The following is a 26,192-nucleotide window of genomic DNA, read 5'->3' on the forward strand; positions in this document are numbered from 1 at the left end:
GAAAGGCTCGTTTCCTGTCCCATGCTCTAGCGCTTCGTCCCGCCGCCGCCGACCACATCCGACGCGGAGTCGCGGATGAAATCGACGAAGCCGTACTCAAGTGCTTCCTGTGCGGAGAACCAGCGATCCCGGTCCCCGTCCTCGTTGATCTGCTCGACCGTCTTGCCGGTCTGCGCAGCGGTGATCTCGGCGAGACGGTTCTTCATCGAGGTGATGAGCTGCGCCTGCGTCTGGATGTCGCTCGCGGTGCCCCCGAAGCCGCCGTGCGGCTGGTGGAGCAGCACGCGGGCGTTCGGCGTGATGTACCGCTTGCCCTTCGTGCCGGCGGTCAGCAGGAACTGGCCCATGGAGGCCGCCATGCCGATGCCGACGGTGACGATGTCGTTCGGCACGAACGACATCGTGTCGTAGATCGCCATGCCAGCGGTGATCGAGCCGCCGGGCGAGTTGATGTAGAGGTAGATATCCGCTTCGGGATCCTCAGCTGCCAGGAGCAGGATCTTCGCGCAGATCTCGTTCGCGTTCTCGTCGCGAACTTCGGATCCGAGCCAGATGATGCGATCCTTCAGCAGGCGTTCGAACACGCTGTTCGGTGGCGTCTGTTCTGCCATTCGGCGCTCCAATCGTTGGGTCGTGATTCGAGCGTACCGAGTTGCGGGACCGCTCGGGCCCGTGTTCGCCCTAGGCGCATGCGCCGACGCCCTGCGCGAAAACGGGGAACGCCCCGCACCCGAAATCGGGTGCGGGGCGTTCCCGCGAGCTGCGAAAGCCTACTCTGCGGCCTCAGCCTCAGCGGCGGCCTTCTTCGCCGCGCGGGTCGCGGCTGCCTTCTTCGCTGCGGCGGAGCGGGCGGCCTTCTTCGCGGCCTCCTCGTCGCTCGCTGCGGCGTCGTCGGCGTCAGCCTTCGGTGCCTTCTTCGCGGCAGCCTTCTTGGCGGGAGCCTTCTTCGCGGGCTTCTCCTCGGCCGCGGCCTCGGTGCCCTCGTCCTCAGCGCCCTCGTCCTCGGTGTCCACCGCGGTGAACTCGCTCAGGTCGACCGCCTTGCCGTTCTGGTCGACAACGTTCGCCTTCGCGAGCGCGATCGCGAGCGCCTTGTTGCGGGTGACCTCGCCGAGGATGACGCCCATCTGGTTGCCCTGGCTGATCGCCTGGAGGAACTGGGTGGGCTCCATGCCGTACTGCTGCGCGGACTGGAAGATGTACTGCGTGAGCTCGTTCTGCGTCGGCGTGACCTCTTCGGCCTCGACGATCGCGTCGAGCAGCAGCTGGAGCTGGATCTGCTTCTCCGAGGAGACGCGCACCTCTGCACGGTGCTCGTCGTCCTCCAGGCGACCCTCACCCTCGAGGTGACGGTGCACCTCCTCCTCGACGAGCTCCTCCGACACGGGGATGCCGGCCTGCTCGATGAGGGTCTCGGTGAAGAGATCGCGCGCCTGCTGGCCCTGCGCGAAGACGCTGGCGCGAGCCGCCTGATCCTTCAGGCTCTCGCGGAGCTCAGCGATCGTGTCGAACTCGCTCGCGAGCTGCGCGAACTCGTCGTCGGCCTCGGGGAGCTCGCGCTCCTTGACGGCGGTGAGGGTCAGCGACACCTCGGCGTCGCGGCCCTCGTGCTCGCCGCCGAGCAGCTGCGAGGAGAACGTGGTCGACTCGCCAGCGGTGAGCGTCTCAACGGCCTCATCGGTGCCCTCGAGCAGGTTGCCAGCGCCCACCTCGTAGGAGACGCCCTGCGCCTGGTCGACCTCTTCGCCGTCGACGGTCGCGACGAGATCGAGCTCGACGAAGTCGCCGGTCTTGGCGGGGCGATCGACGGTCACGAGGGTGCCGAAGCGCTCGCGGAGCTTGAGCAGCTCGGCGTCCACCGCGGCGTCATCGACCTCGGCGTTGTCGACGGTCAGCGTGATGCCGTCGTAGTTGGGGAGCGTGAACTCGGGGCGCACCTCGACCTCGAAGACCAGACCGAGCGTGCTCTTCGGGTCCTTCGCGTCGGGCCAGTTCGCCACGTCCGCGGTGGGGCGGCCCATGGGGCGCTCATCCGACTCGGCGAGCGCTGCCTGGTAGAAGTCGTCGAGCGAGTGGTTGACAGCCTCCTGGATGACGGCCTCGCGGCCGACGCGCTGATCGATGATCGGCGCGGGCACCTTGCCCTTGCGGAAGCCGGGGATCGAGACCTGCTCCGAGATCGTCTTGTACGCCTGCTTCAGGTACGGCTCCAGCTCATCGAGCGTGACCTCGACGCTCAGCTTGGCGCGGGTCGGAGTGAGCTTCTCAGCTGTCGTCTTCGGCAATTTGGCCTCTCAATGATCGGAAATCGTGCTGCATTTCAGCCTGTGTCGGATCGGATGACCCTGGTCGGGGCGACAGGATTCGAACCTGCGACCTCCCGCTCCCAAAGCGGGCGCTCTAGCCAAGCTGAGCTACGCCCCGAAAACCATGCTGGTCGTTCGGCTGGAACGCGCGTGTTGCGCGCAACCCGAGCAAGTCTAGCCGAAACATGCTGGGTGGCGCACTTCGCGCCACAAAACCCGAAACCCCCGCACGAAGCAGGGGTTTCAGGTGGAGGGGATGACGGGAATCGAACCCGCGTAATCAGTTTGGAAGACTGAGGCTCTACCATTGAGCTACATCCCCGAGTGGGTCACCAGGTGCCGAAGCACCCCACCGAGCATAGTGCATCAGTCGCCGCCGTCGCGATTCTCCCGACGGTGCTCGCGTGTCGCCTCGGCGTGATGCTCGGTGTACTGCAGATAGTTCGCGGCGTTGTCGCGCACGCCCGCGCGCTCCTCGGGCCGCAGCTCCCGGATCACCCGCCCCGGCACGCCGGCGAAGAGGCTGTGCGCCGGCACGGACACTCCCTGCGGCACGAGCGCGCCGGCGGCGATGAGCGCCCCGGCCCCGACGGTCGCACCGCTGAGCACCGTTGCCCCCATGCCGACGAGGCAGCCGGCCTCGATCGTCGCGCCGTGAATGGTCGCGTTGTGCCCCACCGACACATCAGCGCCGATCACCGCGGGGTCGCCCTTCTGGGTGTGCACCACCACACCGTCCTGCAGGTTGGTGCGCGGCCCGATGCGGACAACGTCGGAGTCGCCGCGGACCACCGCGTTGTACCAGACGCTCACCTCCTCGGCGAGCACGACATCGCCCACAACGACGGCGCCTGGCGCGAGCCACACCCCACCCGCCAGGCGCGGGGTCCGCACCGGATCGAGCGGGATCACGAGGCCGTGCAGCCGAGACTGAGGATCCGCGCCCGCGCTGGCCGCCGGCTGCGTGGTGTGCGATTCGCTCATGTCTGCCTCCCCGCAGATCGCAAAAGGCCCCCACCGTTCGGTGAGGGCCGTATCGCTCCCCCGGCTGGGCTCGAACCAGCGACATCCTGATTAACAGTCAAGCGCTCTGCCAACTGAGCTACAGGGGATCATTGCGTTGCAACCTGATTATCGTACCAAGGCGGAGAAACGGGACGCAAATCGGGCCGCACTCCCCGGGGACGCCGGGCGTGCCGCGCCACCGCGGCGCACTCCCGCTATTCCTCAGCGATCTCGTCGTACGCCGTCGCGCGCAGCGCCTGCGCGAGCCGCTGGACGTAGCCGTGATCGGCGGTGCGGAAGATCTCGTTGATCTCCCCGTGGCCGACGAGCCGGCCCTGCTGCATCACGAGCACCTCCTGCACGAGCGCCTCGAGCATGCCGATGTCGTGGCTGATGAGCAGCATCGTCGCCTGCGTGCGTTCGCGGTACCACCGCAGCAGCTCGACAATGCGCGGGCGGTTGTTCGCGTCGACGCCGAGCGTGGGCTCGTCGGCGATGAGCACCGTCGGGTTGAGCATCAGCGAGCGCATCACCGCGACGCGCTGGCGCTGCCCCTTGGACAGCTCATACGGGTACTCCTGCAGCTTCGCGAGCGGCAGGGCGACGATGTCCATCATCTCGGCGACGACCTCGCCGAGCGCCTCGCGATCGAAGTCCCGACTGCGCTCGGCGATGGGCTCGAACAGGATGTCGCCGACGTTGAGCTCGGGGGTGAGGGTGGCGCCTGCGTCCTGCGCGAGGTGGCCGACGTAGGCGGTCAGCCGGCTCCTGCTGCGTCGCCCGAGTCGGCGCATCGGCACATCGAGCACGGTCGCCGCGCCGCCCGTGAGCTTGATCCGGGCGGCCTTCTCCCCCGCGTCGAGCGCGCGGCCGGCGAGGAAGCGCGCGATCGTCGACTTCCCGGAGCCGCTCTCGCCGAGCAGCGCCATCACGTCGCCGCGTCCCACCTCAAAGCTCACGCCCTCCACTGCCTCGAACTCCCTCCCCCCGGCGTGCGCCGGGTAGGAGAGCGAGATGTCGGAAACGCGGATCGCGGGGGCCGCGTCGAGGTTGGGATGAGCCACGGGCTTGTCTCCTCGGGGTGGACGGATGGGGCGGTGCTGGGCGATCCCCCTGCGCGTGCGCGGAAGTGCCCGTGAGCGCAAGCCTAGGGGACGACGGATGCGCGGGAGCGCTGGGCGCGCGACGTGTTCATTCCTCGCGAAGCCCCCGGCGTGCGGCTTCCAGCGCGACAAGCTGCTCCTGGAGGCGACGAGACCCCGGATCGGACGAATCACCGATCCGCTGCATGCGCGCGAGCAGCTCCTGCTTCAACCCGACCAGATCCCGATCGAGCAGCGACACGACCACGTCGCGCGCGTAGACGGCCAGCTGCTCGGGCCGCCGCTCGGGCATCGGGAGCATCGTGAGCTCGCGGAACAGTCCGCGGTGCGTCTCGGGCGTGGCGGCGGAGACCGCGTCGAGCCACTCGGGCGTGCCGAGCGCCGGCAGCGCCGCCGCGATCGCGTCGCGCACCAGGCGGAGGTTCGGCTCGTTCACCTGGGCGGTCGCGGCCTGCTGCAGCAGCTCGGCGCCGATCGCTTCGCCCTGCTGCAGCATCGCCATGAGCGCGTCGCGCTCGAGCCGCGTGGTGGGCAGATTGCGCAGCGCAGCGATCCCGAGCACGGGAGCCGCTGGCGCGCCCCCGGCTGGGCCGGGGTCGTGGGCAGGGTCGGGCAGTCGCTGTCCATTCGCTCCGCTACCCCTGCGTTCGGTATTCCGAACAAACGGCTGAACATCTGAAATATCAACCGCGAGCATCTTCGCGAGCTGCCGCACATACGCAGGCCGCAGCGAGGGATCCTTGATCTCCGCGACGATGGGGGACGCGGCGCGGAGCGCCGAAACGCGCCCCTCCACCGAGTTCAGGTCGAAGCGCGCAACGGCCTGCCGCAGCGCGAACTCGAAGAGCGGCTGCTTCCGCGTGAAGAGCTCGCGCACGGCCTCATCGCCGCGGTGCAGTCGGAGGTCGCACGGGTCGTAGCCGTCCGGCGCCACCGCGACGTAGGTCTGCGCGGTGAAGCGCTTCTCCTCGCTGAACGCGCGGAGCGCAGCCTTCTGCCCGGCCTCGTCCGGGTCGAAGGTGAACACCACCTCGGCCGCCGCGTCGTCGCCCATGATCCGGCGCAGCACCGAGATGTGCTCCTTGCCGAACGCGGTGCCACAGGTGGCGACCGCCGTGTCGATCCCGGCGAGGTGGCACGCCATCACGTCGGTGTACCCCTCGACCACCACCGCGCGCTTGCCGCGCGAGATCGCGCGCTTCGCGAGGTCGAGGCCGTACAGCACCTGCGACTTGTGATAGACCGGCGTTTCCGGCGTGTTCAGGTACTTCGGGCCGTTGTCGTCCTCATACAGCTTACGGGCGCCGAAGCCGATCGTCTGCCCGCTCGTGTCGCGGATGGGCCACACGAGTCTGCCGCGGAATCGGTCGTACACCCCGCGCTGCCCCTCCGACACGAGCCCGGCCTGTGCGAGCTCCGCCGGGGTGTAGCCCTGCGCTTTCAGGTGGTCGGTGAGGCCGCTCCAGCCGCGGGGCGCGTAGCCGACACCGAAGCGCTCCGCGGCGGCCGGGTCGAAGCCGCGCTGCTCAAGGAACGCCCGCCCCGCGCCGCCCTCCTCGCTCGCGAGCTGGCCGACGTAGAACGCCGCGGCCGCCTGATTCGCGGCGAGCAACCTGGCCCGGTTCGGACCGTCCTCGCGCTGGAACCCGCCCTCCTCGTACGTGAGGACGTAGTGGATGCGCGCGGCGAGCCGCTCGACCGACTCGGCGAAGGTGAGGTGGTCCATGCGCTGCAGGAACGTGAACGCGTCCCCCGATTCGCCGCAGCCGAAGCAGTGGTAGTACCCGAGCGCTGGGCGCACGTGGAAGGACGGGCTCCGCTCGTCGTGGAAGGGGCAGAGCCCCTTCATCGAGTCGATGCCGGCGTTCTTCAGGGTGACGTAGTCCCCGACGAGGTCACCGAGGTTCGTGCGTCGCTTCACTTCCTCAATGTCGCTCGCGCGGATCCTGCCTGCCATACCCGCCAGCTTAGTGCCGCGACGGGACAGCCGCGGCGGATGTCCACAGCGGGCAGCGCGGGTGGCGCGCGCGGCGCACCCCAGCCTCACACGAGCGGAACGTCGCAGTGCTCCTTGTACCAGGCGATCGCCGCCTGGTCGGTGAGCGAGGCCACCTGATCCACCACAGCGCGGCGCGCGCCGGCCTCGTCGGCTGCGGCTCGGAAGTCGGCGGCGAACGCCGGCTCAAGCGAGCGCTCCCCCGCCGCCCACAGCGCCTCGAGGAGCTCGGTGAGCAGATCACGCTGGCGCTGGTAGGTGGGCTGCCGCCTACCGCTCGCCATCACGAACGCCGCGACGATCCCCTTCAGCACCGCGATCTCGGCGCGGATCTCGGCGGGCACGACCACGCTCGAGCCGTACCGCGCGAGCGGGCGCCCATCCGCCTCAGCGAGCGTCGCCGAGATCGACGCGCGCGCGAAGCGGCCGATCATGTCACTCGTGAAGTTCTTCAGCTGCGCCTGGTGGCCGCGCGAGCCGTCCCAGCGCGTCAACCAGGTGTCGGTCGCGGCGATGCGATCGTACGCCGCCCCGAGCTCATCGCTCGAGAACGAGCCGCCCGCCCACTCCGACACCGCGCGAATCAGCGAGTCGTGGCCGGAGCGCGCCGTCAGGATCTCCGGGTCGATGTACTCGCTCACGACGGCGTCCTCGAAGTCGTGCACCGAGTAGGCGATGTCGTCGGAGAGGTCCATCACCTGCGCCTCGGCGCACTTCACGCGCGCTGGCGCGCCCTGGCGCAGCCACGCGAACACCGGCTCATCGTCGGCGAAGTAGCCGAACTTCACGCTGCCGGCATCGGCCTCGGCGAGGCTCCACGGGTACTTGCAGCTCGCATCGAGCGTCGCGCGCGTGAGGTTCAGGCCGAGGCTCGCACCGTCGGCGGCGAAGCGCTTCGGTTCGAGCCGGGTGAGCAGACGCAGCGTCTGCGCGTTGCCCTCGAAGCCGCCAGCATCGACCGCCCACGCGTTCAGCGCCTTCTCCCCGTTGTGCCCGAACGGCGGGTGCCCCAGGTCGTGCGCGAGGCAGGCGGTATCGACGACGTCCTGCGCGAGACCGAGCGCGACCGCGAGCTCGCGTCCGATCTGCGCCACCTCGAGCGAGTGGGTGAGGCGGTTCCGCGCAAAGTCGATGCCGGCGGTGGGGCTCAGCACCTGCGTCTTCGCTGCGAGCCGGCGCCACGAGCTCGAGTGCAGCACACGGGCGCGATCCCGAGCGAAATCGGAGCGTGCGCCGCCGTGCGTCTCCGGCACGAAGCGCTCGGCATCGAAGGCGGTGTACCCCTCGGGCAGCGCCTCAGCCACCCGAATCGTCCCGCTCAGCCTCAGCAAGATCGGCGAAGTCGATGCCCTCGCTCGTGCGGCTGTTCAGCCACCCGTCCGGGAGGTGCACGCGCTTCGGCGAACCGGCGCGACCGCGCTGCCCCTCGGCGCCCTCACCCGGGTAGGGCATCGACGCGTCCATCGTGGCGAAGATCTCATCCATCTGCGCGAGCGACTCGACCGTGGCGAGCGCGCGGCGCGTGTCCCCGCCCACGCCGTAGCCCTTGTAGTACCAGGCGACGTGCTTGCGGATATCGCGGCAGGCGCGATCCTCCTCGCCATCGAAGAACTCGATGAGCAGCTCGGTGTGCCGGCGCATCGCGTCCATCACGAAGCCGAGCGGTGGCTTCGCGATCGCCGCTTCCGCGTCCTCCCGGCTGAGCTCACCAGCCTCGGCCCGGAACGCCGCCGCGAGATCGCCGAACAGCCACGGCCGCCCGAGGCAGCCGCGGCCCACCACGACACCGTCGCAGCCGGTCTCGCGCACCATCCGGATCGCGTCCTCCGCCGACCAGATGTCCCCGTTGCCGAGGATCGGCACGCTCGTGATCGTCTCCTTCAGCGTGGCGATCGACGCCCAGTCGGCTTCGCCCGAGTAGAACTCGTTCGCCGTGCGACCGTGCAGCGCGATCGCGGCCACCCCGGCGCCCTCTGCGGCACGCGCCGCGTCGAGGTACGTGAGGTGATCCTGATCGATGCCCTTGCGCATCTTAATGGTCAGCGGAATGTCGCCGGCCGCGCGCACCGCGCCCGTGACGATCGCCTCGAACAGGTCACGCTTCCACGGCAGCGCCGAACCGCCGCCCTTCCGCGTCACCTTCGGCACCGGGCACCCGAAATTCAGGTCGATGTGGTCGGCGAGATCCTGATCGACGAGGAAGCGCACCGCCTCAGACACCGTCTTCGGATCCACCCCGTAGAGCTGGATCGAGCGCGGCGTCTCGCTCTCGTGGTGCTTGATGAGGCGGAGCGAGGCCGGGGTGCGCTCGACGAGCGCGCGGCTGGTGATCATCTCGCTCACGTACAGGCCGGCGCCGTACTCGCGGCAGAGGCGCCGGAACGCGGTATTCGTGATGCCGGCCATCGGCGCGAGCACGACCGGCACATCGAGCGTGAGCGGGCCGATGCGGAGCCGGGAATCGGGGAGGGTCTGGGCAGTCATATCCGACCTATTCTCTCATGCTCAGGCGTCGGCGGTCGGCGTGTCCACAGCTCCGCCGAAGCGGCGATCCCGCGCGTGATAGATCTGGATCGCGCGCCACAGCTCCTCACGGTTGAAGTCCGGCCACAGCGTGTCGAGGAACACCATCTCCGCGTACGCCGACTGCCACAGCATGAAGTTGCTGGTGCGCTGCTCCCCCGAGCTCCGCAGGAACAGGTCGACGTCGGGCAGCTCAGGCACGTAGAGGTGCCGCTCCAGCGTGCGCTCGGTGATCCCGCCCGGCGTGAGCCGCCCGCTCTCCACGTCCGCCGCGATCGCGCGCACCGCGTCAACGAGTTCGTTTCGTCCGCCGTAGTTCACGCACATCGTGAGGGTGAGCCCCGTGTTGTTCGCGGTCTCGCGCTCGGACGCGCGCAGCTCACTGATCACGGAGCCCCACAGCTTCGGCTTGCGGCCGGCCCAGCGCATGCGCACGTTCCAGGCGTGCAGCTGCGCGCGGCGGCGGCGCAGCACATCGCGGTTGAAGCCCATCAGGAAGCGCACCTCGTCGGGCGAGCGCCGCCAATTCTCCGTGGAGAACGCGTACACGCTGAGGTGCGTCACGCCGACCTGGATCGCGCCGGCCACCACGTCGAGTAGCACCTGCTCCCCCATGCGGTGCCCCTCGACGCGGGAGAGTCCGCGCTGGTTCGCCCACCGGCCATTGCCGTCCATCACGATGGCGACGTGCTTCGGGGCTGGGCCAGCGAAGCTGGGCGGCGTTGCCCCTGTCCAGTCGACCGGTACGAGTGCGTCGGGGGCAGAGAACATGATTCCGATTCTAAAGCCGCGGCGTGGAGAAGGAGCGCAAGCCACGCTCCAGGTGCCACTGCGTGTACGCCGCGACGATCCCCGCCGCCTGGCCGCGCTCGCGCTCGGACGCCGCGAGGGCGGTGTCCCAGTCGCCCGCAAGGAGCGCCCGCAGCAGGGTGATGCTGCCGGGGTCGAGACGCGGGGCTCCTGGCGGGCGGCACTCCTCGCACACCACGCCGCCCAGCTGCACCACGACCGCGGTGTGCGGGCCTGGGGCGCCGCAGCGCACGCAGTCCGCGAACCCGGGGGTCCAGCCGGCCTGGGCGAGGGCACGCAGCAGGTAGCCGTCGCGCACGAGCTCGCTCGGGATCATCGCCGCGGCGAGGGTGCGAAGCGCCCCGACCAGCAGCGCGTAGAAGGCCGGCGTCGGGTCTCCCTCGGCCAGCTTCTCCGCGGCCTCCACCATGACGCTGCCCGCGCGGTAGCGCTCGTAGTCCGCGCTGATCGCCGGCCCGTACGCGCCCACCGTCTCCGCCTGCGTAATCGTGTCGAGCGTGCGGCCCTCGAAGCATTGCAGCTCCGCCACCATGAACGGCTCGAGCCGCGCCCCGAACTTCGATGAGGTGCGCCGCACCCCCTTCGCGACGGCGCGCAGCACTCCCCGACCGCGCGTGAGGAACGTGACGATGCGGTCGGCTTCGCCGAGCTTGTGCGTGCGGAGCACCACGCCTTGTTCACGATAGAGGGGCACCTCTCCAGTATCCCGCACACCGCTGACACGGGCGGCGCGCCGCCCGGCTGCGCCCGGCCCCCGGCCCCCGGCCCCCGGGCCCCGGCTCCCGACCCCCGACCCCAATCCCTCCCCACCCCGGCGGAGAAATCTGGAATCTCGGAGGCCTGCGTGCGTATGGCTCCGAGATTCCAGATTTCTCCGGTGGAAGGTGGGGTTTCTGCTGCGGGAGGTGGGGCGAGCGGCCGCCGCACCTGGCATGCGCGAGAATGGAGGGGTGCTTGACGAGACCTTCCGGACCCCGCTGCCCATCGACCTGATCGCGGTCGGCGTCGGCAGCCTGCAGGGCGCGATGTTCGCAGCCGGGTTCAAGCGCATCGACCTCCTCGGCGTCGCGATCATCGGCATCGCGTCCGGGATCGGCGGCGGCTTCCTGCGCGACATCCTGCTCGGCGTGACGCCGGCCGCGTTCTCGGAGAACCTGTACCTCGTCGTCGCGACACTTGCGGCGTTCGTCGGCATGCTGCTGCCGCGCCTCCTGCAGAAGGTCGACCCGGTGATCACCGTGCTCGACGCGCTCAGCATCGGGATGTTCGGCGCGATCGGCACGACGAAGGCCCTCGCGCTCGGGATGCCCGTCGTGCCGGCCCTCTTCATCGGCACCGTCTCAGCGGTTGGCGGCGGCGTGCTCCGCGACGTCATGCTCAACATCCCGATCGCGCTCATGCACGTCGGATCGCTGTACGCGGTGGCGAGCCTCGCCGGGGTATCCACCCTCGCCATCCTGCTCGCGTTCCAGGTCGACGTGTTTGTCGCGGGTCTCGTCTGCGTCGGGGTCACCGCGGTCGTTCGGCTGTTGTCCGTGCGGTTCGGGTGGAGCCTCCCGGAGCAGCGCGCGCTCAGCCGGATTCGGCTGCGGCGGCAGCGGCAGGTCGAGCAGGCGATCGAGGAAGCACTGGCGACCGGCGCGATCACCCTGCCCCTTGACCTCTCTGAGCTCCGCGACGAGTCGCTCGAGCGTGAGGATGGTGCGCACGAGGGCGGCGCCCCTCGTGGCAGGCACCAGGACCCCCCAGAGGACACGTTCCTGGATGGCACGCCCCGGGCATAGCCAGGGCTACGCCCTGGCTAAGCTCTGGGTGTGCCATGGGCCTCCCGCACCCCACGAACCCAACTCGAAACGTGGCAAACCGACGCTTCGGGCCGCTGAAGGGTCGGTTTGCCACTTCTCGATTGAGGTGGACTGGGGAGGCAAGGGGGTAAGCCCCACACAACCCCACTAAGAGCGGGGGCCGCTCCTGCGGCGGCCGAGCTTCGCCTCAGCCTCGCGCCAGGCGCGCTGCGCCGGGGTCTCCGCCGCAGGCGCAGCACCAGCGCCCTGCCGGTCGGCCGCCCCGCCGCGGCCCAGGTGCCAGGCGTGCGTGATCGCGAGCGCCAGCGCGTCGGCGGCGTCGGCCGGCTTCGGCGGAGCCGCGAGCCCGAGCAGGCGCGTCACCATCGTGGTGACCTGCGCTTTGTCCGCCGCACCGTACCCGGTGACCTGCGACTTCACCTCGTTCGGAGTGTAGAGCGCGACCGGGATCCCGCGCTCCTCGGCGAGGTACATGACGACCCCGCTGATCTGGGCAACGCCCATGACGCTCGCGACGTTGCTCTGCGCGAACACGCGCTCGAGCGCGATGCCGTCGGGCCGCTCGCCGTCGAGCAGGCGGCGAATCCCCGAGCCGATCTGGTGCAGCCGGGCGGGCAGGCTCGCGCCGGCCGGGCTGCCGAGCACCTCGACGTGCGAAAACTCAACGCGGCGCCGCGCCCCAACGGTCACGATGCCGACGCCGCAGCGGGTGAGGCCGGGGTCGATACCAATGATGCGCATGGGGCGGGGCGCCGCAGTGGGAATGGGCTTACTCGTTGTCCGCGAGCTGCGCCTGCACCTCGGGGGTGAGGTCGAAGTTCGAGAACACGTTCTGCACGTCGTCGCTGTCCTCGAGTGCATCGATCAGGCGGAACACCTTGCGCGCGGTGTCCGCGTCGATCTCCACCTTCAGATTCGGCACGAACTCCGCCTCGGCCGAGTCGTAGTCGATCCCGGCTTCGACGAGCGCGGTGCGCGCAGCGACGAGCTCGGAGGGATCGGTGATCACCTCGAACGACTCGCCGTTGGGAGCAGGGGTCACCTCTTCCGCGCCGGCCTCGAGCACGGCCATCAGCACGTCATCCTCGGTCGTGCCGGCAGCCGGCACGGAGATGACGCCCTTGCGGGCGAAGTTGTAGGCGACCGAACCGGGATCGGCGAGCGTACCACCGTTGCGGCTCAGCGAGGTGCGCACCTCTGCCGCCGCGCGGTTCTTATTGTCGGTGAGGCACTCGATCATCAGCGCGACGCCGTTCGGGCCGTAGCCTTCGTACATGATCGTGGTGTACTCGACCGCGTCACCGTCGAGCCCGGCGCCGCGCTTGATTGCGCGCTCGATGTTGTCGCCGGGGACGGAGTTCTTCTTGGCCTTGTGCACCGCGTCGGCGAGGGCCGGATTGCCCGCGAGGTCGGCACCACCAATGCGCGCCGCGACCTCGATCACCTTGATGTACTTCGCGAACGCCTTCGCGCGCCGCGAGTCAAGGATGGCCTTCTTGTGCTTCGTTGTTGCCCATTTGGAGTGTCCGGACATTGGGGACTCCTTCGTGTGTCTGTCGGTTCAAGTCTGTGGGTGCGTGGCCGCTACGCGGCACCATCCGGGGGATCTGCCCACGCCGTCGCGAGCTTCTCCCGGACCTCGCCCAGCAGCTGAGGCATTGCCTTCGTCTTCGCGATGATCGGGAAGAAGTTTGCGTCAGACGCCCACCGGGGCACGATGTGCTGGTGCAGGTGCGCGGCGACACCCGCCCCCGCGATCGCGCCCTGATTCATCCCGAGGTTGAAACCGTCGCAGCCCAGCACCTCGCGAGCCACCCGCATCGCGCGCTGCGTGAGCGCGCCAATCTCGGCGACCTCCGCGGGCGTCGCCTCGTCGTAGCTCGCGATGTGGCGATACGGGCACACAAGCATGTGGCCGGCGTTGTAGGGGAACAGGTTCAGGATCACGTACGCGCGCTCGCCCCGCGCGACGATCAGCGCGTCCTCGTCGCCCTTCGTTGGCGCCTCGCAGAACGGGCAGTCGTGCTGGGTCGGCTGGTGGTGATCCTGCACGTACACCATGCGGTGGGGCACCCACAGCCGAGCCATGTCGTCTGGGGTGCCCACCGCCGCGGTGGAACCGAGGTCTTCTATGCGGTCCACGCCGTCGACACCTGCTCATGCGACTCGATCGAGCCCACGATCCGCTCGATCGCCTCGGCGACGGGCACACCGTTCAGCTGCGTGCCGTCGCGGAACCGGAAGGAGACGGCGCCGGCCGCGCGATCCTCCTCGCCCGCGATCAGCTGGAATGGGATCTTGGCCTTCGTGTGCGTGCGGATCTTCTTCGGCATGCGGTCGTCGGAGTGATCGACCTCTGCGCGCACGCCGCGTGCCCGCAGCTGCGCGATGACCTCGTCGAGGTACTCGCCGTACTGCTCGGCGACGGGGATGCCCACCACCTGCGTCGGCGACAGCCACACCGGGAACGCGCCGGCGTAGTGCTCGAGCAGGATCGCGAAGAACCGTTCAACCGAGCCGAGGAGTGCGCGGTGGATCATGACGGGCTGCTTGCGCGTGCCGTCCGCCGCCGCGTACTCGAGCTCGAACAGCTCGGGCTGGTTGAAGTCGAGCTGCACGGTGGAGAGCTGCCAAGTGCGGCCGATCGCGTCGCGCGCCTGCACGGAGATCTTCGGGCCATAGAACGCCGCACCACCGGGATCGGCGACGAGCTCGAGGCCCGACTCCTCGCCCACCTCGCGCAGCGTCTGCTCCGCCTCGGCCCACTGCTCCTCGGTGCCGACCGACTTCTCGGGGTCGCGCGTGGAGAGTTCGAGGTAGAAGTCGTTGAGGCCGTACGCGCGCAGCGTGTCGAACACGAACTCCAGCTGCGTCTTGATCTCGCCCTTCACCTGCTCGTCGGTGACGTAGATGTGCGCGTCGTCCTGCGTGAGGCCGCGCACGCGGGTGAGGCCGGACAGCGTGCCGCTCTTCTCGTAGCGGTACACGGTGCCGAACTCGGCGAGGCGCAGCGGCAGCTCGCGGTAGCTGCGCGAGCGCGCACGGAAGATGAGGTTGTGGAACGGGCAGTTCATGGGCTTCAGGTAGTAGTCCTGGCCCTGCTTCGTGACGTTGCCCTCCGCGTCGACGACCTCGTCGAGGTGCATCGCCGGGAACATCCCGTCCTTGTACCAGTTGAGGTGCTGGCTGGTCTCGAAGAGCGAGCCCTTCGTGATGTGCGGGCTGTTCACCACCTCGTAGCCGTTCTTCAGCAGTTCCGAGCGCATGAAGTTCTCGATCTCGTGGCGGATGATGCCGCCCTTCGGGTGGAACACCGCGAGCCCCGAGCCGATCTCGTCGGGGAAGGAGAAGAGGTCGAGCTCGACGCCCAGCTTGCGGTGGTCGCGCTTCGCAGCCTCCTCGAGGCGGGTCTGGTAGGCGCGCAGCTCGTCCTTCGTCGGCCACGCGGTGCCGTAGATGCGCTGCAGCATCGGGTTCGCCTCGCTGCCGCGCCAGTACGCGCCGGCGCTGCGCATGAGCGCCCACCCATTGCCGAGCATGCGCGTGTTGGGCACGTGCGGGCCGCGGCAGAGATCCTTCCAGCAGACCTCACCGGTCTTGGGATCGACGTTGTCGTAGATCGTCAGCTCGGCACCGCCGACCTCGACGCTCTCGTTGTCGGTGCCGGCGTCGGCGCCGCCCTTGAGCCCGATCAGCTCGAGCTTGTACGGCTCGCCCGCGAGCTCGGCGCGCGCCTCGTCCTCGGTCACGACGCGGCGCACGAAGCGCTGGCCCTGCTTCACGATCTTCTGCATCTCGCTGGAGATCGCCTTCAGGTCCTCGGGCGTGAAGGGCTCAGCCGGATCGAAGTCGTAGTAGAACCCGTCGGTGATGGGCGGGCCGATCCCGAGCGTGGTCTCCGGGTTGATGCGCTGCACCGCCTGGGCGAGCACGTGCGCGGCCGAGTGGCGGAGGATGTTCAGCCCGTCCTCCGTGTCGATTGCGATGGGCTCCACCGTGTCCGTCTCCGTGACCTCGGTCGCAAGGTCGCGCAGCTCGCCATTGACGCGCATCGCGACAACGGATCGATCAGTGAACAGGGAGAAGCCATCGGCCACGTGGGCACACTCCTTCGGAGAAAGAAACCGGACCACGCAATTCTATCGCGCAGGATCCGGGGAGTGCATGCACGCCGGCCGCGCGCCCCGCGGAAGCGTCGGGACGCGCGGCGAACGGCGGGCAGCGCAAGCGCTAGGCCGCGGTGCCGGCGAGCGGCTGGGCGTCGTACGTGATCCAGCTCGCGCGCGTGGCGAGCGTGTCGTAGAGCGCCTGCGCCTGGTGGTTGTCGGCGGCGGTGACCCACTGCACGCCGGCGCGCCCCTCGGCGGCCGCCATCTCGCGCAGCCGCGTGATCAGCGCCCGTCCCACCCCACGGCCGCGCGCCGCGGGGTCGGTGAAGAGGTCGTCGAGGAACAGGTGGCTGGTGCCGGTGTACGGCGAGGAGAAGCGGCGGTGGTGCGCGAAGCCGAGCACCTCGCCGTCGACCTCGGCGACGAGGGCGGCGCACTCGTGGCGCGGGTCCATGAACCAGCCCCACGCGCGCGACACCACCTCCTCCGACTCGGGCAGGCGGTAGAACTCCCGGTACGCGCGGAAGAGTGCGCGCCAGCGCGGCTCGTCTGCCGGGCTGAGAAAACGAACGATGGTGTGTGCGGTGGTCGACAAGGCTGGTCCTTTACGTGTGCGTCGTGATGCGCCGTGCGGCGCGGAATCAGATCGGGATCCTGGCTGCGGATCCTCGACCACGCCGGCGGCCCGCGCTGCGTGCGTAACGCACTTGCCGAAAACCCAGTAACGTTATTGACTAGCTTCATGATTCAGGATAACAGAGCGGCCGAGATCGCCGCGCAGCTGCGCGCTCGGATCGCCGAGCTCCCCGCGGGGACGCGCCTGCCGGGCGTGCGCGCGCTCTCGAGCGAGTTCAGCGCCAGCGCCGCAACGGTCTCCGCGGCGCTCGCCCAACTCACCGCCCTCGGGCTCATGCGCGCCGAGCCCGGCCGCGGCACCTTCGTGCTCGACCGCAGCACGCAGCGCGAGCCCGACTTCACCTGGCAGACCCAGGCGCTCGGCGGGGCGCGCATCGATCCCGATCGAGCCGCGCGCCTCGGCGGGTACGGCGGGGCGGACCACCTGCCGCTCAGCTGGGGGTACCTCGCGCCCGAGCTCACGCCGGCCGAGGAGCTCCAGCGGATCGCGGCGCGCGCAGGGAAGCACCAGCGCGCGTGGGCGATGACGCCGCCCACCGGCTCCCCCGAGCTGCGCCGCGTGCTCGCGGCGCCCTACCGCGCCGACCCCAGCGAGGTGCTCGTCACCGCGGGCGGCCAGCAGGCGCTCGTGTTCGCGATGCGGACGCTCGCCGAGCCCGGCGCGACGCTCATCACCGAGAGCCCGAGCTACCCCGGCGCGATCCTCGCCGCGCAGAGCAGCGGGCTGCGGCTCGCCCCGGTGCCGAGCGACGCCGACGGCATCCTCGTCGACCGGCTCGAGGACGAGCTGCGGCGCACGGGCGCGCGCCTCGTGTATCTGCAGCCCGGCTTCGCGAACCCGACGGGCGCCACGCTCAGCCCCGAGCGCCGCGCACGCGTGCTCGAACTCGCGGCTGCGTACGGTGCGTTCATCATCGAGGACGACTGGGCGAGGCACCTCGGGATCGACGCCCCCACCCCGCCCCCGCTCTTCACCGCCGCGCCGGACGGCCACGTCGTCTCGGTCCTGACGCTCGCGAAGCCCGCGTCGCCCGGGCTGCGCCTCGGGGCGCTCGTTGCGCGTGGGCCTGCCGCGGCGCGGCTCCGCGCCTCGCGCACCGCCGAGGATCTCGGGGTCGCGCCTCTCGTGCAGGAGACCGCGCTCGGCCTCCTCACCTCGAGCGCGTGGCCGCGACACCTCGCCCGCCTCGCGCCAGCGCTCGCGGAGCGCCGCGACGCGCTGCTCGCCGCGCTCGCGGAGTCGGTGCCGGCCGTGCGGGTCGTCTCGGTGCCCCGCGGTGGCCTCCACGTCTGGGCGCGCCTGCCGCTCGACGCGGACACGGGCGCCGTGTGCGCCGCGGCCGACGCCGCCGGTGTGCTCGTCGGGAACGGCGCGCACTTCTTCGTCGACGAGCCGCCGGCCGCGCATCTCCGCTTCTCCTACGGTGCCGGCACCCCGGCGCAGTTCGCCGAGGGTGCCCGGCGGCTCGGCGCGCTCCTCGCGGGCGCCCCGACGCACGCACTCAAGGAACCGTAGTCCCCACTCAAACCCGGCGCGCTCGCGTCGAGGCTGCATACCGCTGACCGGGAGGCCACCCGGTCCCTGACCAGGCTCATGGCGGACCAGGCTCACGAGGCTCGCAGTTCGGGCGAACCACCGCACCACAGACGGTCTCCCGATGCAGCGAGGATCCCCGCGCCAATGGCACGTCCGTCACGCACCACCGCCCGCCGAGACCACACCCCGCACGCGAGCGCTCAGAAGCCGAGCACCCGGGCCGCGCAGGCCCCGCTGCCCTCCGTGTCCGTCGTCATCCCCGTGCTCGACGAGGAGCGTATGCCCGAGCGCTGCCTGCGTGCGCTATCGCGGCAGACCGTCTCCCCCGAAGAGATCATCGTGGTCGAGAACGGCAGCACCGACGCGAGCGCCGCGGTCGCCGAGCGCGCTCCGCTCGTCCGCGTCGTGCACGAGCCGCGCACCGGCATCACCTACGCGCGCCGCGGCCGGGCGTCGCAGCGCGCGCGGGCGCCGGAGTCTCGGGACGCTTCGCGACAGGTGCGGAGAAATCTGACACCCGTCGAGTATCCCAGTGCACCGCTCCCCTACACGTCGTGCCGCGCGGGCGGCAGCTCCCCGTGCTCGTAGCCGAGGATCACGAGCTGCACCCGATCGCGGGCCTGCAGCTTGGCGAGAATGCGGTTGACGTGCGTCTTCACGGTCGCCGTGCTGAGGAACAGCGCGGCGGCGATCTCGGAGTTCGTCAGGCCAACGACGACCGCGCGGAACACCTCGTACTCCCGCGGCGAGAGGACCGCGGCCGGCGACGGCTGCTCCGCCACCGCGGGCTTCGGCTCGGCCGCCACCCAGGACTCGATCAGCCGCGTCGTCACCCGCGGATCGAGCACGCTCTCCCCCGCCGCCACGGTGCGAATGGCGTCCACGAGCTGTGTCGGGGTCGCTGTTTTCAGGAGGAACGCGCTCGCCCCGGCTCGGAGGCTCTCGAACACATAGGCGTCGAGGTGGAAGGTGGTGAGGACAATCACCCTGGTCTCGGGCAGCGCGGACGTGATCCGCTGCGTCGCCTCGATTCCTCCCATGCCCGGCATCCGCACGTCCATGAGCACGATGTCCGGTGCCAGCTCGGTGGCCCGCGCGACCGCTTCCTCGCCGGTCCCCGCCTCGCCGACGACCATGAGGTCGCCCGTGCTCTCCAGCACGAGGGCGTTGCCGGCGCGGATGAGCTCGTGGTCGTCGACGAGCAGCACGCGAATGGGCGCGTCAGTCATGGTGGATCTCCGTCGTCTCGGTGGGCAACTGTGCGCTCGTGCGCCAGCCGCGCCCGGGGAGCGGCCCCGACTCCGCGCTTCCGCCGAGCGCGCGGGCGCGCTCCTGGATCCCGACGAGTCCGTGCCCGGGCAGCACGACGGCAGCGTGCGGCGCGCCATCGTCCTCGATCCGGATCGAGACCCGGCCCCGTTCGTGCAGGATCGTCACCTCGACGCGCGTGGGTTCCGTCGCGTGCCTGAGGGTGTTCGTGAGCGACTCCTGCACGATGCGATAGAGCGCCTGCCGCAGTGCGAGATCGTCCGGGATCGGCTCGCCCGCGAGCGTCAGTTCGACGGGCAGTCCCGCGGCGCGAAACCCCGCGATGAGTTCGTCGAGGCTGGGGAGGTTGTCCCCGGAGTGCATCAGCTCAGCGTCGAGCGTCGCGTCGGTGCGCCGGAGCATGCTGAGGGTGCGGTGCATGTCGCCGAGCGCGTCCCGGCCAACGGTCGCGATGCGCTCCACCGCGGCGTCAGCGCGCGCCGGCTGCCGCTCGCGCGCGCTGACCGCGCCGTTCGCGAGCGACACGATCACGGTGAGCGCGTGCGCGACCACATCGTGCATTTCGGCGGCGATCCTGGTGCGCTCGGTGAGCGCCGCCCGCTCGATGCGCTCGTTGACGAGGTCGACGACGCGCGCGGTCCGCTCGCGGCGGCTCTGCACGATCACCCCGGCGGTGAACGCGATCAGCACGAAGGGTTCGAGCGTGACGCGTGGCGGCGTGACTCCGGCGAGCGAGAACGGAATGGTCGCGAGCACGCTCGCCGCAATGCCGACGCCGTAGCCGGCGATGGCGCGCGCGAGCGGCTGCGTGGCCGCGACGGTGTACAGGGCGAAGGCGAACGGGAGCATGGGGAACGCGGCTCCCGGGCGCGCGAGCGGACTGAATGCGCACGCGAGCGCAACGATCACCAGCACGGGAAACGGGTAGCGTCGGCGGAGGAACAGTGCGGCGGCGGTGACGGCCAGGAGCGGAACGGCCCACCAGCCGAAGTCGTACGCGCGGAGCAGCAGCGCGGCGAGGTGCGGCCCGCAGGCGAGGAGCACAACCACGGTGTCCCCCACCTCCGGGTGGCGGCGCAGCCACGCGCGAACCGCCGACGGCCGCCGCCGGAGATCGGCGGCGCGCAGCGTCAGGTCGTCAGCCATGCGTCCTCCTCAGCCGGCCGCGCTGCCGCGCTGGCCTCTCCCCCCATTGTCGCTGACGGCCCCACTACTCAGTTGTCGGTGGCGTCCCGCAGCTTCAGCAGCGTCCACGCGGCGATGACGGCCGCGAGCACCCAGGCACCCAGCACCGCTCCCCCCTGCCAGTCGCTGAGCCCGGCGAGCGTATCGAAGTTCGAAATGAGTCGCCGACCCGCGATGGTGGGGAGGAAATCCGCGGCGATGTTCACGACCGGGATCGAGGAGAGCACCGGCGGCACCACGAGCGTGAGCGCGAGAACGGCGCTCAACGCTGCGACGGTGTGCCGGATCGTCATCGCGACCGCCGCTGCGAGGATCCCGATCAGCGCGAGGTAGAGTCCCGAGCGCGCGCTGAGGGACGCCGCCTCAGCCCAGTCGAACGTGTACTGCACCTCGCTGCCGCGCAGAATGAGTACCGAAAGGGCGAGAGATGCGGCGGCGCCCAGAGCGCCGACAACGCACCCCACGGCCCCCACCACCCCGAGCTTGCCCACGAGCCACGGGCTCCGCGTGGGAAACGCGAGCAGTGACTGCCGCACGTGGCCGGAACCGTACTCCCCGGTCACGGACAGCACCGCGAGGATCACCATCGCGATCTGCGCCCAGAGCACGGCGTCGACGAACATCATCGGCGTCGCGGAGATCTCCTGCCCGGCGAACCGCTCGTCCGTGAGCCGCGCGATCAGCGCTGCCGACAGGAGGGCCCCCGAACCGACGATCACCAGGAAGGCGACCCCCATGATCACGCGACGAGAGACGAGCGACCACAGCTGCACCCACTCCGCGCGGATCGCGCCGCGGAATCGGGGCTGTGCGGCGAGGGGTTTCGTGTGAAGAGTCATGATTGCATCTGCTTTCTGTTACACATCACGGCGGTGGAGCACGAGGGCCGCGGCAACGAGCGAGGCGAGCGCCCACGCCCACAGCACGGCTCCCCCAGCGAGCGGCGTGAGCGCCGCGGCACCGGGGCCGTCCGCGAGGAGTCGGCCGCCAGCGAGGAGTTGACCTCCCGCCGGGGCAGGAAGATAGGACGCCGCGCGCTGCACCGCGACAACGGGCACGAGCGTGATCCCCATGGGGAGGCCCCAGACGAAGCCGATGACGGTGAGCATCGCGCCCACCACGTTGCGAACGACCACCGCGATGCCGGCCGAGAGCACCGCGATGCCGGCGAGGTAGACACCCGCGCCGAGCGCCACGCGAACGCCGAGCGACGCACTGCCCAGAGTCATCTGCCCCACGACGACCCCGAGCGCGACGGCGCAGCCGGCACCGAGCGCGCCGACCCCGAACGCGACGCCCGCGAGCGCGACGGCTTTCCCCAGCAGCACGTGCCAGCGGCGCGGCACCGCGAGAAAGCTGATCTGCGCGGTCCCCGAGGTCCACTCTCCGCATGCGAACACCGTCGCGAGCACCGCGACGATGAGTTGCGCCCAGGAGACCCCGGTGAGCAACTCGGTCAGCGTCACCGCCGCCGCATCGCCCGTGCGGACCCACACGAGCATGGCCGCCATGCCCACGATCAGGACGAACGCCGACAGCGAGGTCACCAGGTACGAATGAAGCGTCCGAAACTTCACCCACTCAGCACGCATCGCCCGCGCTGCGGTGGGCGCGGCTTCCGTCAGCTTGGCTTCACTCATCGGATCGGTTCCCCGGTGCCGGTCTCCAGAGTGCCGCCCGCGCGGTACTCGACCGCGCCGCGCGTCAGCTCGGTGTACGCCTCCTCGAGGGTGCGATGGATCGGTGCGAGTTCGAGCAGCACGATTCCGGCGGCCGCGGCACGCTCCGCGATCGTGTCAGCGGACAGCCCCGAGATCTCCGCCCGCTCCGCGTCGCGCGTCACCGACGTCACGCCGGGCGCACCCAAGAGCCGCATCAGCTCGGGCAACTGCGCGGAGCGGACCGCGACGCGGTGTGCTGGCGCGGTGAGCTCCGACAGCGGCGCGTCAGCGATCAACTCCCCGCGACCGATCACCACAATGTGCTCCGCCACGAGCGCGAGCTCGCTCAGGAGGTGAGAGGAGAGAAAGACCGTGCGCCCCTCCGTCGCGAGGTGGGCGAGCAGCTCACGCATCCACGCGACGCCCTGCGGGTCGAGCCCGTTCACCGGCTCATCGAGAATCAGCGTGTGCGGGTCGCCGAGCAGCGCCACCGCGATCCCAAGCCGCTGGGTCATACCGAGCGAGAAGCCGCCCACCTTGCGCGTCGCGGCCTCCCCGAGGCCCGTCAGCTCGATCACCTCAGTGATGCGACGGCGCGAGATGCCGTGCGTCACGGCCACGGCGCGGAGGTGGTCGATCGCGCGACGCGAGCGGTGCGCCGACCTCCCGTCGAGGAGCGTGCCCACCTCCCGCAGTGGCGCACGGAGTTTCGCGTACGGTTTCCCGCCGATCAGGGCCTCGCCCGCGGTGGGGCGGTCCAGCCCGACAATCGCGCGGATCGTCGTGGACTTCCCCGATCCGTTGGGCCCGAGAAAGCCGGTCACGCGGCCCGGCTTCACCTCAAACGTCAGATCCCGTAGGGCCCACTTCGTCCCGTAGCGCTTGCTGAGCGCCTGCACCTGCACACTCACGTCCGACCTCCGTTGCATCCGGTGAATTGCTTGTCGTATTCACGCTACGGAGCCGGCTCCGGGCTGCACTGCCACCCACGGGTTGAGCTCGGGCGCACCTCACCGGGAAATGAAAAGGCCCCCGGGCAATCCCGGGGGCCTTCTTTCAGTGGGCCCGCCCGGGCGATTCTCACACAAGCGCCCGGCGCTGAAATCCTTGATTCGCCGTGTGCTCAAGGGTTCTGAGCGACGCGGAACTCGACGAAGCTCAACATCGTTCCGGCTATGACTTGCCTCCGCTCGAAGAGAGCATCGAAGTGTTCCGGGCAACGGGCCTTCCCGTCACGCTCGCCCAGTCCGGTGCGCCGATCCCGAACGGTCCCCGCGCGATCCGCACCGTCCACCAGGGAGACGCTGTCGGAGAACCGCGCATCACACGCAAACTCATCGACCACGCCCTCGCAGAACAAGCGCGACCGTCGCCGGAACCTCGTAGCGCACTCGATGTTCTCTGTCCTCGCGAGTACGACGTGTTCCTCGCGATCGCCACGGGCATGACCAATGCGGAGATCAGCGCACGGCTCCTTCTCTCGCCGGCAACCGTCAAGAGCCACATCAATAAGGTGTTCGGCAAACTCGGTCTCCGCGACCGTGCACAGGCGGTCATCCACGCTCATCGACTGGGCAACTTAACCGGCCTGCAGCCACGCCAACGCCGTTCTGGGATGCGCAGGCGGCAGGAGTCATTCAACCCGTGGTTGGTGGCCTGCCACTGTCCGAGACTCGTAACGTGGAATCGGAAGCCACAACGGTTCTTCAATATCCACGGAGGAGTCACCATGCCTCAACTCATCGGTGCTGTGCTCGTGGTCCTGCTCGGCATGCTGGTGCTGTGGTGGGCCCGAGCGAGTCAGCGCGGAACTCTTCGCCAGCAATGGATCTTCGGCTACCGCACCGCTCTCACTCTGCACGACAAGAACGCCTGGATCGCCGTCCACAAAGCGACTGCCCCATACCTGTACATCGGTGGAATCGGGGCAATCGGGGCTGGAGTCGTGGCCAGCGTACTCGCCGTTACCGAACTCAGCACCACTGCCGCTGTACTTCTGGGAGTGGCCGTGGCTTGGATTCTCCTCTGGGTCATCGTCTCGTTCTTCCCTGCTGCCGCCGCCGCCCGCGCGTACAAGCGAGCAACATCGGAACAGTCTTGACATCCGCGCGCAAGGGGCCTTCTCTGCCTCGAAAGACAGCCGGTCTGTAGAGAGCGGAACCTCGTTCTCGCCCATCGTCACCCGCACACGAACCGACTATCGTCCGATCCAACCGATCGAATTTGACTATGTGGAGTTCATCATTGTGCGGGCCGGGAGTGCTCGGCTGTTCAGCGAGTTCGGCTGTCAACATGCACGCCTCGGCGATGACATCGTGCTCGCCGACAGCACCCTCTGCGGAGCTGAGCCTGAGGGGTGGGGAACGGCTACAACCGCGTATCTCGACCGTGGCTCGGTGATCGATCAGGTGTTCTGGCAATACGCCGCAAAGTTCAAGGATCGGCTCGACGCTCGTAGCTTTCTCAAAACGATCTATGCCGAGCCCGCGCAGCTCGTCAGGATCTGTGAGGACCGCGCCGGATTGCTGATGCCGTGGCTGGATGAACTCGCGGCCTTGAGCGTTGAGGGTCCATGCGCAGAGCCCTGCTATCGAGCGCAGGCTCTGCTCTCAGCTGTCCTCGATGTCATCGTTCCCTATCCTGCTATCACCGGCCAACGGGTCACGTTGACCCAGCGGAGCCCGGCCGTACCGTCGACTCCGCGGCATCGTATGTTTCGGCCCCTTCGCCCTGAAGTACGAAGCGTCGCCGATCTCCTTGCCACTGCAATGGATCGACGCTGGTCAATGCCTGAGCTGGCTGACGCGGTGCACCTGTATTCCTCGCAGCTGCGCCGGGTATTCACTGATGCGTTCGGGAAGTCACCGATCGCGTATCTGACGATGTTGCGTGCGGAGCGAATGGCGAACTTGTCGAAAGCCACGGAATCGCCGATCTCAGTCATTGCGGCTTCTGTCGGCTGGGGTGATCCTGACTTCGCAGCCCAGCAGTTTCGACGGAGCATCGGGATCACTCCGAGCGAGTATCGCCGGATCAGCCAGCAGCGTCTGTCGCCGTCGTACCCCGAGTGAACGCGCGTGCGTCCGGGTGAAACGACCATGATTCGATGCTCGGATCTCCAGGCTTCCTGCTGCTGAGGGAGTGGTGGGTGACCACGTCGGGTTCAGTGATGCACCTGACGGTCGCTCACAATCTGTCCGTCGTCCGTCTCGATTGCGTTTCCTGAGTTCCTTCGCGCACCTTCTGGTCGCAGAGGTCACCCGCCGTGTGCGGAGCCTCGCGGACGGAGGACCACCATGGCAACCACCGAGGAAGCCCGCGCGGCGCGCGATGCGAAGCTCGACGCGCTTCACGAACAACTCACTGATGCGGTGGAGTCGCCGGTGTCGGGTGAGGGCGGGAAGCGGGCGTTGGCTTTCGCGGCCAGGTTCCGCGCCCGCTCGTTCAACAACACGCTGCTGATCTTTGTGCAGCATCAGGCGGCGTTCGAGGCAGGCCCGGTACCTGAGCCGGTGCCGTCGTATGTGGCGGAGTCGTGGCGCAGGCTTGGCAGGTTCGAGAGTCCGAAGCCCGGCGGGGCGGTGCGGTCGCGCATGGTCGGTGTCCGACCCGCCTACGTCTGGGATCTCTCGCAAACCGCCGGCGACCCGATCCCTACACCGCCGTCCCCGCGGCTACTCGAAGGCGAAGCCCCCGACGGACTTTGGGAGGGCATCACCGCGCAAGTCGAGGCGCAAGGGTTCACCGTGATGCGGGTGCCGCACGAGGGCATGATCCACGGAGCCAACGGCCTCACCGACTTTGGTGCGAAGACGGTGGCGGCCCGGGAGAACATCCTCGACGCCGCCTAGGTGAAGACTCTCGTGCACGAGCTCGCCCACGTCCTCCTCCACGGACCGGACAATCCCGACGCGACAGAGCATCGCGGAATCGGCGAGGTCGAGGTCGCCCAAGCCACCGGCGAACGAGTCCGAAAGAGCCCAGAACGGGTGGAGGCAGAGCCCGGCGCGCCATTCGACACGCTGCTCGACCCGGCAGTCCACGCGTCACCACTGGCTTCTGAATCCAGCGTGCTCGCGGGTGAGGATGTCGCGTCGCATGTTTGAACAATCGACACTCTGGTGGGCGATACCAGACTCGAACTGATGACCTCTTCCGTGTGAAGGAAGCGCGCTACCAACTGCGCCAATCGCCCGTGCTGCGGTTCCTTGCGGTGTCGCACCAACTCGATCGATACTACACGGCTT

24 protein-coding genes, 4 tRNA genes and 1 pseudogene are annotated in these 26,192 nt (G+C 69.3%); 6 read left to right on the top strand and 23 right to left on the bottom strand.

All coding sequences use genetic code 11. The features are described from left to right. Positions 1 to 26: 26 nt before the first annotated feature. The 12 genes from EGM46_RS05820 to recO all read right to left on the bottom strand — a co-directional run bounded on the left by EGM46_RS05820 (position 27) and on the right by recO (position 10,437). The gene (locus tag EGM46_RS05820; protein ID WP_277425212.1) at positions 27 to 737 is read right to left on the bottom strand and encodes an ATP-dependent Clp protease proteolytic subunit; all 711 of its coding nucleotides are present in this window, start codon (positions 735 to 737) and stop codon (positions 27 to 29) included. A 33-nt stretch (positions 738 to 770) separates the two neighbouring features. Continuing rightward, on the bottom strand, positions 771 to 2,285 hold the full coding sequence (gene tig, locus EGM46_RS05825; RefSeq protein WP_125099223.1) for a trigger factor: 1,515 nt from the start codon (positions 2,283 to 2,285) through the stop codon (positions 771 to 773). Positions 2,286 to 2,346: 61 nt separating this feature from the next. Beyond that, positions 2,347 to 2,424: transfer RNA gene (locus tag EGM46_RS05830), tRNA-Pro, on the bottom strand. A 130-nt stretch (positions 2,425 to 2,554) separates the two neighbouring features. Then, positions 2,555 to 2,628: transfer RNA gene (locus tag EGM46_RS05835), tRNA-Gly, on the bottom strand. Positions 2,629 to 2,672: 44 nt separating this feature from the next. Then, positions 2,673 to 3,290, bottom strand: a complete 618-nt coding sequence (locus tag EGM46_RS05840; protein WP_125099224.1) for a gamma carbonic anhydrase family protein — start codon at positions 3,288 to 3,290, stop codon at positions 2,673 to 2,675. A gap of 55 nt (positions 3,291 to 3,345) precedes the next feature. Then, positions 3,346 to 3,418, bottom strand: a tRNA-Asn gene (locus EGM46_RS05845). A gap of 108 nt (positions 3,419 to 3,526) precedes the next feature. Beyond that, positions 3,527 to 4,375 carry an ATP-binding cassette domain-containing protein gene (locus EGM46_RS05850; protein WP_125099225.1) on the bottom strand — a complete coding sequence of 283 codons (849 nt, stop codon included), beginning with the start codon at positions 4,373 to 4,375 and terminating at the stop codon, positions 3,527 to 3,529. A gap of 127 nt (positions 4,376 to 4,502) precedes the next feature. Beyond that, positions 4,503 to 6,371 (bottom strand): DNA primase, encoded by a 1,869-nt coding sequence (dnaG, locus tag EGM46_RS05855; RefSeq protein WP_125099226.1) that lies wholly within the window; start codon positions 6,369 to 6,371, stop codon positions 4,503 to 4,505. An 86-nt stretch (positions 6,372 to 6,457) separates the two neighbouring features. After that, positions 6,458 to 7,714 carry a deoxyguanosinetriphosphate triphosphohydrolase gene (locus EGM46_RS05860; RefSeq protein ID WP_125099227.1) on the bottom strand — a complete coding sequence of 419 codons (1,257 nt, stop codon included), beginning with the start codon at positions 7,712 to 7,714 and terminating at the stop codon, positions 6,458 to 6,460. Next, positions 7,707 to 8,894 (bottom strand): tRNA dihydrouridine synthase DusB, encoded by a 1,188-nt coding sequence (gene dusB, locus EGM46_RS05865; RefSeq protein ID WP_125099228.1) that lies wholly within the window; start codon positions 8,892 to 8,894, stop codon positions 7,707 to 7,709. The genes EGM46_RS05860 and dusB overlap by 8 nt, the downstream gene beginning before the upstream one ends. Positions 8,895 to 8,915: 21 nt before the next feature. Beyond that, positions 8,916 to 9,704: an isoprenyl transferase gene (locus tag EGM46_RS05870; RefSeq protein ID WP_125099229.1), complete on the bottom strand. Its 789-nt coding sequence runs from the start codon at positions 9,702 to 9,704 to the stop codon at positions 8,916 to 8,918. Positions 9,705 to 9,714: 10 nt separating this feature from the next. After that, the gene (gene recO, locus EGM46_RS05875) at positions 9,715 to 10,437 is read right to left on the bottom strand and encodes a DNA repair protein RecO (protein WP_125099230.1); all 723 of its coding nucleotides are present in this window, start codon (positions 10,435 to 10,437) and stop codon (positions 9,715 to 9,717) included. A 256-nt stretch (positions 10,438 to 10,693) separates the two neighbouring features. On the opposite strand from recO, the gene EGM46_RS05880 reads away from it, so the two are divergent. Next, positions 10,694 to 11,527, top strand: a complete 834-nt coding sequence (locus tag EGM46_RS05880) for a trimeric intracellular cation channel family protein (protein ID WP_241156208.1) — start codon at positions 10,694 to 10,696, stop codon at positions 11,525 to 11,527. Between the two features lie 168 nt (positions 11,528 to 11,695). Here EGM46_RS05880 and ruvC read toward each other — a convergent pair whose 3' ends face one another. From ruvC to EGM46_RS05905, 5 genes are all read right to left on the bottom strand, one after another. Beyond that, positions 11,696 to 12,289, bottom strand: a complete 594-nt coding sequence (ruvC, locus tag EGM46_RS05885; protein ID WP_125099232.1) for a crossover junction endodeoxyribonuclease RuvC — start codon at positions 12,287 to 12,289, stop codon at positions 11,696 to 11,698. A gap of 28 nt (positions 12,290 to 12,317) precedes the next feature. Then, on the bottom strand, positions 12,318 to 13,082 hold the full coding sequence (locus EGM46_RS05890) for a YebC/PmpR family DNA-binding transcriptional regulator (RefSeq protein ID WP_125099233.1): 765 nt from the start codon (positions 13,080 to 13,082) through the stop codon (positions 12,318 to 12,320). Between the two features lie 50 nt (positions 13,083 to 13,132). Beyond that, a complete protein-coding gene (locus tag EGM46_RS05895) occupies positions 13,133 to 13,636 on the bottom strand; it encodes an HIT family protein (RefSeq protein WP_125099256.1) in 504 nt (167 codons plus the stop codon). A 41-nt stretch (positions 13,637 to 13,677) separates the two neighbouring features. Further along, positions 13,678 to 15,645 (bottom strand): threonine--tRNA ligase, encoded by a 1,968-nt coding sequence (thrS, locus tag EGM46_RS05900; RefSeq protein WP_125099234.1) that lies wholly within the window; start codon positions 15,643 to 15,645, stop codon positions 13,678 to 13,680. Positions 15,646 to 15,778: 133 nt separating this feature from the next. Next, on the bottom strand, positions 15,779 to 16,252 hold the full coding sequence (locus EGM46_RS05905) for a GNAT family N-acetyltransferase (RefSeq protein WP_125099235.1): 474 nt from the start codon (positions 16,250 to 16,252) through the stop codon (positions 15,779 to 15,781). A 147-nt stretch (positions 16,253 to 16,399) separates the two neighbouring features. Here EGM46_RS05905 and EGM46_RS05910 point away from each other — a divergent pair, with 147 nt between their 5' ends. Both EGM46_RS05910 and EGM46_RS05915 read left to right on the top strand, forming a co-directional pair. Next, a complete protein-coding gene (locus EGM46_RS05910; RefSeq protein WP_125099236.1) occupies positions 16,400 to 17,809 on the top strand; it encodes a PLP-dependent aminotransferase family protein in 1,410 nt (469 codons plus the stop codon). Positions 17,810 to 17,974: 165 nt separating this feature from the next. Then, positions 17,975 to 18,418 carry a glycosyltransferase family 2 protein gene (locus EGM46_RS05915; protein WP_125099237.1) on the top strand — a complete coding sequence of 148 codons (444 nt, stop codon included), beginning with the start codon at positions 17,975 to 17,977 and terminating at the stop codon, positions 18,416 to 18,418. Here the strand turns inward: EGM46_RS05915 and EGM46_RS05920 are convergent. The 5 genes from EGM46_RS05920 to EGM46_RS05940 all read right to left on the bottom strand — a co-directional run bounded on the left by EGM46_RS05920 (position 18,376) and on the right by EGM46_RS05940 (position 22,856). After that, positions 18,376 to 19,059 carry a response regulator transcription factor gene (locus tag EGM46_RS05920; RefSeq protein WP_125099238.1) on the bottom strand — a complete coding sequence of 228 codons (684 nt, stop codon included), beginning with the start codon at positions 19,057 to 19,059 and terminating at the stop codon, positions 18,376 to 18,378. The two genes, EGM46_RS05915 and EGM46_RS05920, sit on opposite strands and share 43 nt — an antisense overlap. Beyond that, positions 19,052 to 20,245, bottom strand: a complete 1,194-nt coding sequence (locus EGM46_RS05925; protein ID WP_125099239.1) for a sensor histidine kinase — start codon at positions 20,243 to 20,245, stop codon at positions 19,052 to 19,054. The genes EGM46_RS05920 and EGM46_RS05925 overlap by 8 nt, the downstream gene beginning before the upstream one ends. 68 nt (positions 20,246 to 20,313) lie before the next feature. Next, the gene (locus EGM46_RS05930) at positions 20,314 to 21,123 is read right to left on the bottom strand and encodes a hypothetical protein (protein WP_125099240.1); all 810 of its coding nucleotides are present in this window, start codon (positions 21,121 to 21,123) and stop codon (positions 20,314 to 20,316) included. A gap of 18 nt (positions 21,124 to 21,141) precedes the next feature. Further along, the gene (locus tag EGM46_RS05935; protein WP_125099241.1) at positions 21,142 to 21,924 is read right to left on the bottom strand and encodes a hypothetical protein; all 783 of its coding nucleotides are present in this window, start codon (positions 21,922 to 21,924) and stop codon (positions 21,142 to 21,144) included. Continuing rightward, positions 21,921 to 22,856, bottom strand: a complete 936-nt coding sequence (locus EGM46_RS05940) for an ATP-binding cassette domain-containing protein (RefSeq protein ID WP_241156209.1) — start codon at positions 22,854 to 22,856, stop codon at positions 21,921 to 21,923. The genes EGM46_RS05935 and EGM46_RS05940 overlap by 4 nt, the downstream gene beginning before the upstream one ends. A 206-nt stretch (positions 22,857 to 23,062) precedes the next feature. Between EGM46_RS05940 and EGM46_RS05945 the strand changes: the two genes are divergently transcribed. The 3 genes and pseudogenes from EGM46_RS05945 to EGM46_RS05955 all read left to right on the top strand — a co-directional run. Then, a complete protein-coding gene (locus EGM46_RS05945; RefSeq protein WP_125099243.1) occupies positions 23,063 to 24,046 on the top strand; it encodes a helix-turn-helix transcriptional regulator in 984 nt (327 codons plus the stop codon). A 130-nt stretch (positions 24,047 to 24,176) separates the two neighbouring features. Further along, the gene (locus EGM46_RS05950; RefSeq protein WP_206427511.1) at positions 24,177 to 25,016 is read left to right on the top strand and encodes a helix-turn-helix transcriptional regulator; all 840 of its coding nucleotides are present in this window, start codon (positions 24,177 to 24,179) and stop codon (positions 25,014 to 25,016) included. Between the two features lie 225 nt (positions 25,017 to 25,241). Continuing rightward, a pseudogene (locus EGM46_RS05955) lies at positions 25,242 to 25,889 on the top strand (hypothetical protein); the annotation flags it as partial. A 175-nt stretch (positions 25,890 to 26,064) separates the two neighbouring features. On the opposite strand, the gene EGM46_RS05960 reads toward EGM46_RS05955, so the two are convergent. Continuing rightward, positions 26,065 to 26,140, bottom strand: a tRNA-Val gene (locus EGM46_RS05960). Positions 26,141 to 26,192: the final 52 nt, after the last annotated feature.

It is taken from the genome of Leucobacter chromiireducens (assembly GCF_003917135.1).
In the GTDB taxonomy this organism is placed as follows: domain Bacteria; phylum Actinomycetota; class Actinomycetes; order Actinomycetales; family Microbacteriaceae; genus Leucobacter; species Leucobacter chromiireducens_A.

What these genes read in the sequence shown, in the direction of transcription:
- EGM46_RS05840 (WP_125099224.1), bottom strand. Translation starts at nt 3,290, where the DNA reads ATGAGCGAATCGCACACCACGCAGCCGGCGGCCAGCGCGGGCGCGGAT.
- dnaG (WP_125099226.1), bottom strand. Translation starts at nt 6,371, where the DNA reads ATGGCAGGCAGGATCCGCGCGAGCGACATTGAGGAAGTGAAGCGACGC.
- dusB (WP_125099228.1), bottom strand. Translation starts at nt 8,894, where the DNA reads ATGACTGCCCAGACCCTCCCCGATTCCCGGCTCCGCATCGGCCCGCTC.
- EGM46_RS05870 (WP_125099229.1), bottom strand. Translation starts at nt 9,704, where the DNA reads ATGTTCTCTGCCCCCGACGCACTCGTACCGGTCGACTGGACAGGGGCA.
- ruvC (WP_125099232.1), bottom strand. Translation starts at nt 12,289, where the DNA reads ATGCGCATCATTGGTATCGACCCCGGCCTCACCCGCTGCGGCGTCGGC.
- EGM46_RS05890 (WP_125099233.1), bottom strand. Translation starts at nt 13,082, where the DNA reads ATGTCCGGACACTCCAAATGGGCAACAACGAAGCACAAGAAGGCCATC.
- EGM46_RS05895 (WP_125099256.1), bottom strand. Translation starts at nt 13,636, where the DNA reads ATGGCTCGGCTGTGGGTGCCCCACCGCATGGTGTACGTGCAGGATCAC.
- EGM46_RS05910 (WP_125099236.1), top strand. Translation starts at nt 16,400, where the DNA reads ATGATTCAGGATAACAGAGCGGCCGAGATCGCCGCGCAGCTGCGCGCT.
- EGM46_RS05915 (WP_125099237.1), top strand. Translation starts at nt 17,975, where the DNA reads ATGGCACGTCCGTCACGCACCACCGCCCGCCGAGACCACACCCCGCAC.
- EGM46_RS05920 (WP_125099238.1), bottom strand. Translation starts at nt 19,059, where the DNA reads ATGACTGACGCGCCCATTCGCGTGCTGCTCGTCGACGACCACGAGCTC.
- EGM46_RS05925 (WP_125099239.1), bottom strand. Translation starts at nt 20,245, where the DNA reads ATGGCTGACGACCTGACGCTGCGCGCCGCCGATCTCCGGCGGCGGCCG.
- EGM46_RS05930 (WP_125099240.1), bottom strand. Translation starts at nt 21,123, where the DNA reads ATGACTCTTCACACGAAACCCCTCGCCGCACAGCCCCGATTCCGCGGC.
- EGM46_RS05935 (WP_125099241.1), bottom strand. Translation starts at nt 21,924, where the DNA reads ATGAGTGAAGCCAAGCTGACGGAAGCCGCGCCCACCGCAGCGCGGGCG.